This is a genomic window from Mycolicibacterium madagascariense, assembly GCF_010729665.1.
GTDB lineage: Bacteria > Actinomycetota > Actinomycetes > Mycobacteriales > Mycobacteriaceae > Mycobacterium > Mycobacterium madagascariense.
The window spans coordinates 497551-507972 of record NZ_AP022610.1 but is presented as its reverse complement, the minus strand read 5'-3'; the positions used below and the strand labels follow the sequence as shown (position 1 = coordinate 507972).

At 70.4% G+C, this 10422-nt stretch carries 10 protein-coding genes; 5 read left to right on the top strand and 5 right to left on the bottom strand.

All coding sequences use genetic code 11. The features are described 5' to 3' along the window. The first annotated feature begins 32 nt into the window (after positions 1-32). Genes G6N60_RS02355 through G6N60_RS02345 form a run of 3 tightly spaced genes read left to right on the top strand, consistent with a single transcriptional unit; the run spans position 33 to position 2685 of the window. Positions 33-1070, top strand: a complete 1038-nt coding sequence (locus tag G6N60_RS02355; RefSeq protein ID WP_246240222.1) for a lysylphosphatidylglycerol synthase transmembrane domain-containing protein — start codon at positions 33-35, stop codon at positions 1068-1070. Positions 1071-1079: 9 nt separating this feature from the next. Continuing rightward, positions 1080-2324 (top strand): M23 family metallopeptidase, encoded by a 1245-nt coding sequence (locus tag G6N60_RS02350; protein ID WP_163732031.1) that lies wholly within the window; start codon positions 1080-1082, stop codon positions 2322-2324. Next, the gene (locus tag G6N60_RS02345; RefSeq protein ID WP_163732027.1) at positions 2317-2685 is read left to right on the top strand and encodes a DUF3054 domain-containing protein; all 369 of its coding nucleotides are present in this window, start codon (positions 2317-2319) and stop codon (positions 2683-2685) included. Before G6N60_RS02350 ends, G6N60_RS02345 begins: the two co-directional genes overlap by 8 nt. Here G6N60_RS02345 and G6N60_RS02340 read toward each other — a convergent pair. From G6N60_RS02340 to G6N60_RS02330, 3 genes are all read right to left on the bottom strand, one after another. After that, entirely contained in the window at positions 2588-4048 is a 1461-nt protein-coding gene (locus tag G6N60_RS02340; RefSeq protein ID WP_163732024.1) for a HAMP domain-containing sensor histidine kinase, read from the bottom strand. The two genes, G6N60_RS02345 and G6N60_RS02340, sit on opposite strands and share 98 nt — an antisense overlap. 1 nt (position 4049) lies before the next feature. Next, positions 4050-4718 (bottom strand): response regulator transcription factor, encoded by a 669-nt coding sequence (locus G6N60_RS02335; protein WP_179969753.1) that lies wholly within the window; start codon positions 4716-4718, stop codon positions 4050-4052. A gap of 161 nt (positions 4719-4879) precedes the next feature. After that, a complete protein-coding gene (locus G6N60_RS02330) occupies positions 4880-5416 on the bottom strand; it encodes a hemophore (protein ID WP_163732021.1) in 537 nt (178 codons plus the stop codon). Between the two features lie 223 nt (positions 5417-5639). On the opposite strand from G6N60_RS02330, the gene G6N60_RS02325 reads away from it, so the two are divergent. After that, positions 5640-8603, top strand: a complete 2964-nt coding sequence (locus G6N60_RS02325; RefSeq protein ID WP_163732017.1) for an MMPL family transporter — start codon at positions 5640-5642, stop codon at positions 8601-8603. Further along, positions 8600-9121 carry an XRE family transcriptional regulator gene (locus G6N60_RS02320; RefSeq protein WP_163732014.1) on the top strand — a complete coding sequence of 174 codons (522 nt, stop codon included), beginning with the start codon at positions 8600-8602 and terminating at the stop codon, positions 9119-9121. The genes G6N60_RS02325 and G6N60_RS02320 overlap by 4 nt, the downstream gene beginning before the upstream one ends. Here G6N60_RS02320 and G6N60_RS02315 read toward each other — a convergent pair. Further along, a complete protein-coding gene (locus tag G6N60_RS02315; protein WP_163732011.1) occupies positions 9118-9807 on the bottom strand; it encodes a hypothetical protein in 690 nt (229 codons plus the stop codon). The two genes, G6N60_RS02320 and G6N60_RS02315, sit on opposite strands and share 4 nt — an antisense overlap. After that, positions 9804-10382 carry a hypothetical protein gene (locus G6N60_RS02310; RefSeq protein ID WP_163732008.1) on the bottom strand — a complete coding sequence of 193 codons (579 nt, stop codon included), beginning with the start codon at positions 10380-10382 and terminating at the stop codon, positions 9804-9806. The genes G6N60_RS02315 and G6N60_RS02310 overlap by 4 nt, the downstream gene beginning before the upstream one ends. Positions 10383-10422: the final 40 nt, after the last annotated feature.

Genomic DNA, 10422 nt, shown 5'->3' with positions numbered 1-10422 from the left:
CGCGCGAGGTCCCCGGCCTTACTCTGATATCCGTGTCCGAGCTGGTCGCGCCCCCATACCGCACGCGCGGCGGGTATTGGTGGCTGCGCTGGGTCGTCATCGGCATCGCCGTCGCGGTGCTCGCGGTCGAAGTGGTCCTGGTGTGGGATCAGCTTGCGAAGGCCTGGCGCAGCCTGCTGTCGGCCAACGGATGGTGGGTGGTCGCCGCGATCGTCGCCGCCGTCGCGTCCATGCACAGCTTCGCCCAGATTCAGCGGACGCTGCTGCGGTCGGCGGGCGTCGTCGTCAAGCAGTGGCGCTCGGAGGCAGCGTTCTACGCGGGCAACGCACTGTCCACGACCATTCCCGGCGGCCCCGTGCTCTCGGCGACGTTCGTGTACCGCCAGCAGCGCATGTGGGGGGCCTCGCCGGTCGTCGCGTCGTGGCAGTTGGTCATGTCGGGCGCGCTGCAGGTCGTCGGCCTGGGTCTGATCGGCCTCGGTGGGGCGTTCCTGCTCGGCGCCAGCAAGAACCCGCTGTCGCTGATCTTCACGCTGGGGGTGTTCGTCGCGCTGGTGCTGCTCGCGCAGACGGTCGCCTCGAATCCGCAGCAGATCGACGGCATCGGGGTGCGGGTGCTGGCGTGGGTGAACTCCGTGCGCGGCAAACCCCTCGACGCCGGAGTGGCGAAGTGGCGGGAGACGCTGGCGCAGCTCGAGTCGGTGAGCCTGTCCCGTCGCGCGCTCGGCACCGCGTTCAGCTGGTCGCTGTTCAACTGGATCGCCGACGTCGCGTGCCTGGCGTTCGCCGCCTACGCCGCGGGCGGGCACCCGTCGCTGGCCGGTCTCACCGTCGCCTATGCGGCCGCGCGGGCGGTCGGCTCCATCCCGCTGATGCCCGGCGGCCTGCTCGTCGTGGAGGCCGTGCTCGTCCCCGGTCTGGTGTCCAGCGGAATGACGTTGGCGTCGGCGATCTCGGCGATGCTCGTCTACCGCCTCGTCAGCTGGATCTTCATCTCGGCGATCGGGTGGGTGGTCTTCTTCTTCGTCTTCCGCACCGAGACGGACCTCGATCCGGATGCCGGGCCCTAGGATCGGGCCATGCCCCGTGCCGTCCGAACGTCGCTCGCCCTCCTCGCTGCGGCAGTCCTGACGGCCTCGTGTAGCGCCCCGGCCGAAAAGCCGTCTGCCAGTTCGACTTCCGCGACGCCGTCGCAGACCCCGCCGCTGGCGCCACCCGCACAGGTGACCCCCGTCCTGGCGACGGTGGTGGCCGCCCCCGTTCCCGTGCCCACCACCGACGGCAAGCGGCATCTGGCCTACGAACTACAGCTGACCAACACCCAGGCGGCCAACGTCACGCTGACGTCGCTGTCCGTCAGGGCCGCAGGCCGGGATCTGCTGGTGCTGGCCGGCGCACGGCTGGCGTACTGGACCCGCGTGCTGGGCGCCTCGCAGACGCCGACGGCCACCCTCGGCCCGGGCCAGGCGGGCATCGTGTGGCTCGACGTGGTGCTCGACGCCTCGGCTCCGGTGCCCACCGAACTGTCCCACACCATCGCCGTCGACCTGGCCGCGCCGATGCCGCCGCTGCTGCCGGCGCACATGTCCGAGGACGGCGTGGCGCCCGTGACCGTGTCCACCGAACAGCCCGCCGTCATCTCCCCGCCGCTGGACGGCCCGCGCTGGCTGGACGGTGACAGCTGCTGCGACATGACCGGACATCGGATGGCCATGAACCCGCTGGACGGAAGTCTTTGGGCCGCAGAGCGTTTCGCGGTCGACTACGTGCAGCTGAGCCCCAACGGCACACTCTTCTCCGGGGATCGCGCCGCACCGCAGAGCTATCCCTACTTCGGCGCGGCCATCCATGCCGTGGCCGACGGGCCCGTGGTCGCCGTGCTCGACGGGCTGCCCGAGCAGGTGGCGGGCCGCAGCCCGACCGGCTTACCGCTCGACCAGTACGGCGGCAATCACGTCGTGCAGGACATCTCCGGCGGAGGCGCCGAGAAGAGATACGCGTTCTACGCCCATCTGCAGACGGGCTCGGTCAAGGTCAAACCCGGCGACCAACTCAGCACGGGTCAGGTCATCGCCAACCTCGGCAACAGCGGCAACACCGACGCGCCGCATTTGCACTTCCACGTGATGAGCACCCCGGATCCGTTGCGCTCCAACGGTTTACCGTTCGTGTTCAAGGACTTCTCCCTCGCGGGCCGGCTGGCGTCGATGGACGCCCTCGACGCTGTGATGGCCGGCGCCCCGGCCCCGATGGCGCCGGGCTTCGCACCGCGCGACGAGAGCGGCGTCGGACCGCTGGTGCTGGACGTGATGAGCTATGCGTAACCGCGCCGCGGGCGCACTGCTCGCCGACGTCGCCTGCGTGATCCTGTTCTGCGCCATCGGACGACGCAGCCACGCCGAGGGGCTCACGGTGGCCGGCGTCGCCGAGACCGCGTGGCCGTTCCTGTCCGGCACGGCGGTCGGCTGGCTGGCGAGCCGGGCCTGGCAGCGCCCGACGTCGCTGGCACCGACGGGCCTGGCGGTCTGGCTGTGCACCGTCGTCGTCGGAATGGCGTTGCGCAAGGCCACTTCTGCGGGCACCGCCCTCAGCTTCGTGGCGGTGGCCTTCCTTTCGACCGCCATTCTGCTACTCGGTTGGCGCCTCGGCGCAGGGGCCCTGGCTCGCCACCGAAGAAGCCTCTGACCGACTCGACGGGGTCGACGCCCGGCTCGGGTTCCGGCGCCGTCGACACGGTCAACGTCGCACGGAGGCCGCCGAGGGGACCGTCGGACAGTTCGATCCCGCCGCGGTGGAGCGCCGCCTGCTGGGCCACCAGCGCCAGTCCGAGCCCGGAACCGCCTGCGGCAGCGGTACTTCCACGCGCGAACCGGCCCATCACGAAGTCGTGCTCGTCGGCGGGCAGCCCGCGGCCGTTGTCGTCGACGACGATGCTGAGCGCCTCGCCGCTGCCGTCGGCCGACGGATGCCGGTGCGCCGTCAGGACGATGCGCGTGGCGCCGCCGTGGGCGGCCGCGTTGCGCACCAGGTTGTCGACCGCGAGGCGCAACCCGCCGGGCCAGCCCCAGATCGTGCCGAGCGCCTCGTCGCTCTGGACGACGATCTCGACCGCGTCGCTGCGGTTGCCCATCCGGCCGTTCTCGCGGGCGACCCGGTCGAGCATGTCGGTGACGTCGATCAGTTCGCGGTCCTCGGCCTGTGCGAGTTGGCCCGACGCGAGCTGACCGAGCGCGGTGATGATGGCCTCGACGCGACGCTGGGCCCGCGCCAGGTCGCCGACCACCTCGTCGCGTTCCTCCGCGGGCAGGTCGTGGATGCGCAGCGTGTCGAGGTCCGCACGCATCGCGGTCAGCGGGGTGCGCAGCTCGTGGGCGGCGTTGGCGGCGAAGTCCTGAGCCGCCTGCAGCGAGTTCGTCGTCGCCAGCTGCGCCTCGGCGAGCCGCGCCAGCATGTCGGCCATCGCGTCGGAGAGCTCCTCGGCCTCGCGGGCACCGCGGACCGCGGTCATCCGGTCACTGCCCTTGCCGAGCCGCATGGTCTGCTCGGTGAGCCTGCGCAGCGGTCTGATCGCCGGACCGGCCAGCACCCAGCCGAGACCCCCGGCGAACAGCACGGTGATGACGCCGACCGTGGAGTACAGCGGGATGCGGGCGCGGTTCAGCAGGATGCTGTCGGCGCGGATGCCGACCGACATCAGCAGCGGGCCGCCCTGCTGGTTGACCGGTATCGTGCGCACCCGGTACTCGATGCCGTTGACCGTGACGGTCTGGGTGCCCGGCGGCAGGCTCGGCAGCTGGAATCCGCGCTGGAACACCACCTGGCCCGTCGTCTTCGACCGGCCGGTCTGCAGCACGCCGTTGGTCTGGTCGTAGACGCTGGCGTCGATGATGGCGTCCAGCCGCCGGTCGAGCTGCGCGGCGTCGTTGCTGGCCAGCACCACCGAGGTCAGCACGGTGAACACCGCGACGACGGCGGCCGCGGCGGCCGCGGCGGCCAGCGCCACGCGGGTGCGCAGCGACGCGGACCTGCCGAAGCGGGGTCGACGCACCTCAGGGCTCGTCGCGCAGGACGTACCCGATTCCGCGAACGGTGTGGATCACCCGGGGGTGGCCTTCGCGCTCGAGTTTGCGTCGCAGATAGCTGATGAAGACGTCGGCGACGTTGGTGTCGACGTCGAAGTCATAGCCCCACACCAGTTCGAGCAGCCGCTGCCGCGACAGCACCTTGCCGCTGTTCTCGGCCAGCACGGCCAGCAGGTCGAACTCCCGCTTGGTCAGCTCGGCGCGTTCGCCGTCGACGAACACCAGCCGCCGCGCCGTGTCGATGGTCAGCGGCCCCACCGTCATGGTGTCCGACGACCGGTCGGACAGACTCGACCGCCGCAGCAGCGCGTGCAGCCGGGCCACCAGCTCGCCGAGGTCGAACGGCTTGGTCAGGTAGTCGTCGGCGCCCGCCTCAAGCCCGGCGATGCGATCGTTGACGGTGTCGCGCGCCGACAGCACGCAGATCGGGATGTCATTGCCGAGCGCCCGCAGCGCCGTGACGACGGCGACCCCGTCCAACTCCGGCATCTGCACGTCGAGCACCAGCGCGTCGTGCGATTCGTTGGACAGCAGCCGCAGCGCCTCCTTGCCCGTCGCCGCGACCCTGACGTCGAACCCGGAGTGACGCAGCCCGCGCGACACCGACGTCCTGACGTCCGGGTCGTCGTCCACCATCAGGACCGTGCGACCCGCGCCGTCCAGCGCGGGTGGTTCTGCGACCCGCACCACTGCAAGCTCCTTCGACCGTCGACACCGGCATCCGACATAGGGAAGCTAAGCAGAATTGGACACGACTTTCTTGCCTTGCGTTCAACTAGCGGCCGGAAGTCGACGGACTATCGGCTCGTCGGCCCCGGTAGCGGTCCGGTGCCCGTCGCGGGCGCGGACTGCACGGGCAGCGCCGTCGCCGGCGCGCCGACCTGCTGGGCCGCCGAGAGCGCACCCGCGGGCAGGGCCGCGCCCTGGGACTGCGCGCCCTGGAGCAGACCCATCGCCTGGGGCAGCGTCAACGGCAGCTTGCACCGCGCCGAGAGGTTCATCAGCGGTTGCTGCAGCGTCTGCATGTCCTTGGCCACCTGCGGGTTGGCGTCGAAGTAGGCCTTCAGTTCGGTGAGGCTCTGCGGGCCGGTCTGCTGCTGGGAGATCGCCGTCAGCGTGTTGTCGGTCTCGGGGTGCGCATCGAGGTAGTTGGCCGACGAGACGGCCACCGAACCGATCGTGTGGGCGATCGAGCTGGCCGCGCAGGGGTCGGCGGCGGCGTCGGCCGAGGGCGTTCCCGGAATGGTCAGGGCAGCGACGACCACACCGCCGACGGCAGATGCAGCGAACACGCTGCCCAGGCACCGCCGGAGGGCGGAGGTGGTCGTCTTCATGGCTGACTCCTCAAGTGATGGCCGTTGGCGACCGCCATGATGCCATTGCCCGGACACCACGACCAAGCCGTACAGCAAACAGCCAGGTCACTTCGGCGACCGGCCGGGTGGGGTTGCCCGGAGTCCGAGAGTCGGCCACCCTACCTCGTGCTGCGGTAAGGTCGGTCGCGGAAACGCAGGGCGAAGCGCGGGGAGAAGGCAGGGGTCCGCCATCCAGCAGTTCATGTTGCGGTTGAGCAGCAAGCTGCGCCGCTATCGCTGGGTCGTGTTCACGGCCTGGCTGCTGCTGCTGGTCCCGTCGATCTATCTGGCCCTGCACGAGTCCGGCAATCTCACCGGCGGCGGCTTCGACGTCGCGGGCTCGCAATCGCTGAACGTCGAGCACACCGTTCAGAACCAGTACCCCGACCAGGGCGCCTCACCCCTGGCCCTGGTCGCGGCTCCACGTGGAGACGCGTCGTTCGGCGACATGACCGCCACCGTCGCACACCTGCAGAGCCTCGCCGCCGAGGTGCCGAGCGTCAAGGTCGTTGCCAACCCCCGGCAACCACCGCCGCAACCCGACCGGCCCTACGTCCTGACCTTGCAGACCGACTTCAACAGCGGTAGCTCGGACCTGGCCAAGCAACTGCGCAAGAAGGTCGGGATCAACGGCGACAAGCCCGGCGAGTTCGCCGGCGGCAAGGTCAAGCTCTACGTCATCGGCCAAGGTGCGCTCGGCGCCGCGGCCAGCGAGGCCACCAAGCACGACGTCGGTCAGGCCGAGAAGTGGAACCTGCCGATCGTCATGGTCGTCCTGCTGGCGGTCTTCGGATCGCTCGCGGCCGCCGCGATGCCGCTGGTGCTCGGCATCTGCACCGTCGTGGTGACGATGGGTCTGGTCTACCTGCTGTCGATGGTCGCCCAGATGTCGGTGTTCGTGACGTCGACGGTGTCGATGTTCGGCATCGCGCTCGCGGTCGACTATTCGCTGTTCATCCTGATGCGCTTCCGCGAGGAGCTGCGATCGGGCCGCGAACCCGCGCAGGCCGCCGACGCCGCGATGGCGACGTCGGGGCTGGCCGTGCTGCTGTCGGGGCTGACCGTCATCGCCTCGGTCACCGGCATCTACCTCATCCACACGCCCGTCCTGGCGTCGATGGCGACGGGCGCGATCCTCGCGGTCGCGGTCGCGGTGCTGACGTCGACGACGCTGATCCCCGCGGTGCTGGCGACCGTCGGGAAGGCGGCGTCGAAGCGGTCGTCCTGGCTGCACGTCTCGCGTCGGCCCGAGACCACGCAGTCGCGGTTCTGGACCCGCTGGGTCGGCTCGGTGATGCGCCGTCAGTGGCTGTCGGCGTTCGGCGCGACCATCGTGCTCGTCGTGCTGGCGATCCCGGCGTTCGGCATGACGCTCGGCAACAGCCTGCAGCGACAGTTCCCGCCCGGCCACGAGATCCGCGGTGGGATCAGCGCGGCGGCGCAGGCGCTGGGACCCGGCGCGCTCGGTCCCATCCGCGTCCTGGTCAGCTTCCCGAACGGCGACGCCAACGGGACCGAGAACACCGCGGCGCTCGACACGCTCGAGCAACGCATGAGCCAGGGTCCCGACGTCGCGACCGTCGCACCTCCGGTGTTCGCCACCGACAACCGCAGCGCCCTGCTCTCGGCGGTGCTCTCGATCGACCCCGAGGACCCGGCCGCCCGGCAGACCGTCGACTGGATGCGCTCGAACCTGCCCGCTGCCGTCCGGGGGGCCCCGGTCACCGTCGACGTCGGCGGGCCCACCGCGCTGCTCAAGGACTTCGACGAGCGGGTGGCCAGCACCCAGCCCATGGTGTTCGCGTTCGTCGCCTCGATCGCGTTCGTCATGCTGCTGATCTCGATCCGGTCGGTGTTCCTGGCGCTCAAGGGCGTCCTCATGACGATGCTGTCCGTGGCGGCGGCGTACGGCAGCCTGGTCGTGGTGTTCAAGTGGGGGTGGTTGGAGGCCCTGGGCTTCGCGCCGCTGCAGTCGCTCGACAGCACGATCCCGCCGCTGGTGCTGGCCATGACCTTCGGCTTGTCGATGGACTACGAGATCTTCCTGCTGACGCGCATCCGCGAACGCTTCCTGCAGACCAACGACACCCGCGACGCCGTGGCCTACGGCGTCAGCACCAGCGCCCGCACCATCACCAGCGCGGCGCTCATCATGATCGCGGTGTTCGTCGGCTTCGCGTTTGCTGGCATGCCGCTGGTCGCCCAGCTGGGCGTGGCCTGCGCGGTCGCGATCGCCGTCGACGCCACGATCGTGCGGCTGGTGCTGGTGCCCGCCCTGATGGCCATGTTCGCCCAGTGGAACTGGTGGCTGCCCGGCTGGCTGGACCGCATCCTGCCGTCGGTGGACTTCGAGAAGCCGCTGCCCAAGGCCGACATCGGCGACCTGGTCGTCATCCCGGAGGACATCTCCGCGATGGGCCCGTCGGGCTCCGACATCCGCAACGTGGTGAAGTCGGCGGCCAAGCTCAAGACCCTGGCGCCGCAGACGGTCACGGTCGCCGATCCGCTGGCGTTCAGCGGCTGCCTTCCGCTCGGTGGTTCGCTCGCCGCCCACGTCAAGGGTGGGGACGAACCACTGGCGACCCTGCGCCCCGGCGACACGGCGAAGCTCAACGGCACCGCCCGATCCGGCAGGAGCGCCGGGCGCAACGGCCGCAACGGCGCTGGCGGCGGCCGGTTCGAGCCACGTCAGCCCGTGCATCCGGTGACGATGTGGCGCGGCAGGCTGGCGGTCGCCCTCGACGCGCTCGCCACCGCGGCCGACCCCGAGCGTCAGCCCGTGCGGCGCCTCAGCCCGATGGAGACGACGAACGTCCTGCTGCCGACCGGGGACCGGCTGCAGATCCCGACGGGCGCCGAAACGCTGCGGCTGAAGTGCTACCTGATCATGTGCCGCAACAGCTCCAAGGACTACGCCGAGTTTGCCGATCTCGTGGAGTCGATGGAGACTCACATCGCCGCGGTGGTGTTGGCCGAAATGGACCGGTACTACTCTGGGGAGCGATTGGGTAGCCAGTGGGTGGCGACGCAGCTCGTACGGCGGCTGGCGGACCCACACCCCTCGGATGACGACGAGTGGTCGACCGCCGAGGCGGAGTCCGATTGGGCGCACGTTCGGCAGCGCTGCCTTTCCGTGGCGGTCGCGATGTTGGAGGAGGCGAGGTGACGTTGACGACGGACGGGCGTGGAGACGCCGCCGGCCGCCCGAACCCCGCGGCCACGGCGCGCCGGCGGTCGGGGGTCGATCAGCGACCGGTCGAATTCTGGCCGACGTCGGCGATCCGCGAGGCGCTGGAGACCGACGACCTGACGGTGTGGCAGCGCATCGTCGTGGCGATCAAGCGCGACCCCTACGGCCGGACCGCGCGGCAGGTCGAGGAGATCTTGGAGCAGGCGCCGCCCTACGGCGTCTCCAAGGCCCTCGACGAAGTGCTGACCCGCACCCGGGCGCATCTCGAGGCCAACGAATGCGCCGAGGTGGCCCGTCACATTCACATGCTGCTGCAGCGCTCGGGTCTCGGCCACGACGAGTTCGCGTCGCGCATCGGCATTCCCGGTGACCAGTTCGCGGCCTACCTCGACGGCGTCCGCAGCCCCGCGGCCTCGCTGATGATCAGGATGCGGCGGCTGTCCGACCGGTTCGCGCGGATGCGCCACGGTGACTGCCCGCCGCCGTCGCGCTAGCGCGAGTTGATCGGCGACAGGTCGTCGACGAGCCAGTTGCCGTCCTGCTTCAGCAACGACACCCGCAGCGGTAGGGCCACCGTGGTGGGCTGACGGCCCGGCGCATTCTGGGTGCCGCGCATGATGACCGCGACGACGGCGGCCTGCGGACCGATCGCCTCGATGCCCGCCGAGACGGTGCTTGCTTGCACGGACAGCCCCTTGCTCGTCAAATCCTTTGCCATGGAGTCGAATTCGCTCTTGAAGGTGTCGGCTCCCCGCGACGTCATCATGGCCGTCAGTCGGTCAAGGCTCGCGTTGGGGCTCTGCGGCGTGAACGTCGCCGAGGCCTCCGCGGCACTGCTGGCGATGCCGACGACCTCGGTCCCGTCGCGGTGCAGAGCGGCGTCGGGTGCGGTCCACTGGGTGTAGCCGACCACGACGGCGGCCGCGAGCGCCGCGGTCGCGACCCCGACGACGGCCAACCGCAGACCGGGCCCGTCGTCGTCGGTGCCGACCGTGACGCCGTCGCGCCGGAAGAGCACGGCGTTGACGACCATCCCCTGCACGATCAGCAGGCACAGCACCGAGCACACCGACACCCACCACAGCGGCCACGCCAGCGCGACGCCGAGGTACACCAGCGCCAGGATCGCGCCGAGCGGGGCGAGCACGTCGAAGGCCAGGACCCGCAACCGGTTCCTCATCGGATGGTCTCCAACCTCGACACCAGGAGTTTGCCGTCGACGTCGGAGACGGCGAGGCGCAGCGTCCAGTGCACCGTGAGCGGCTTCGCGCCGGCGTTCTGGCTGATCGACGTGGCGACGACGATGACGTCGTCGGTGCGCGACGCGATGCTGGCCAGCTCGGGCGACGGCAGCGTCGGCAGACCGGGGTCGCCGGGCGTGGCGTGGTGCAGCGACTCGATGGCGACGGACTCGACCTGGCCGACGGTCTGGGACTGCAGCTTCTGCATCACCTGGCTGAACGGCTCGACGGCGGTCTCGAAGTTGGCGTTGAGCTGGCCGACGGTACCGTCGTGCAGCGTCTTCATGCTCTGCGTCACGGTGCCGGAATTCATGTTTACCAGCACGTTCGTCCAGTCGGCAGCGGCCTGCAGCACGCGCGTCTGGTACGCGCGGTCGTCGACCTCGTGCCGGTGGCCGATCCACATCATGACGGCGAGGACGACGGCGGCCACGGACAGCACGCCGAGCACGGCGGAGGCGATCCCGTAGCCGGTCGTCCCGCCGCCCACCTGGGTTTGCTCGTCGTCGGGCATGGGCGCGAGGGTACCTGGCCCCGCTCACCTGGCGTCCCGG

Excerpts from the sequence above, each read along its gene's own strand:
- G6N60_RS02350 (WP_163732031.1), top strand. The coding sequence starts at position 1,080 with ATGCCCCGTGCCGTCCGAACGTCGCTCGCCCTCCTCGCTGCGGCAGTC.
- G6N60_RS02345 (WP_163732027.1), top strand. The coding sequence starts at position 2,317 with ATGCGTAACCGCGCCGCGGGCGCACTGCTCGCCGACGTCGCCTGCGTG.
- G6N60_RS02335 (WP_179969753.1), bottom strand. The coding sequence starts at position 4,718 with ATGGTGGACGACGACCCGGACGTCAGGACGTCGGTGTCGCGCGGGCTG.
- G6N60_RS02330 (WP_163732021.1), bottom strand. The coding sequence starts at position 5,416 with ATGAAGACGACCACCTCCGCCCTCCGGCGGTGCCTGGGCAGCGTGTTC.
- G6N60_RS02325 (WP_163732017.1), top strand. The coding sequence starts at position 5,640 with ATGTTGCGGTTGAGCAGCAAGCTGCGCCGCTATCGCTGGGTCGTGTTC.
- G6N60_RS02315 (WP_163732011.1), bottom strand. The coding sequence starts at position 9,807 with ATGAGGAACCGGTTGCGGGTCCTGGCCTTCGACGTGCTCGCCCCGCTC.
- G6N60_RS02310 (WP_163732008.1), bottom strand. The coding sequence starts at position 10,382 with ATGCCCGACGACGAGCAAACCCAGGTGGGCGGCGGGACGACCGGCTAC.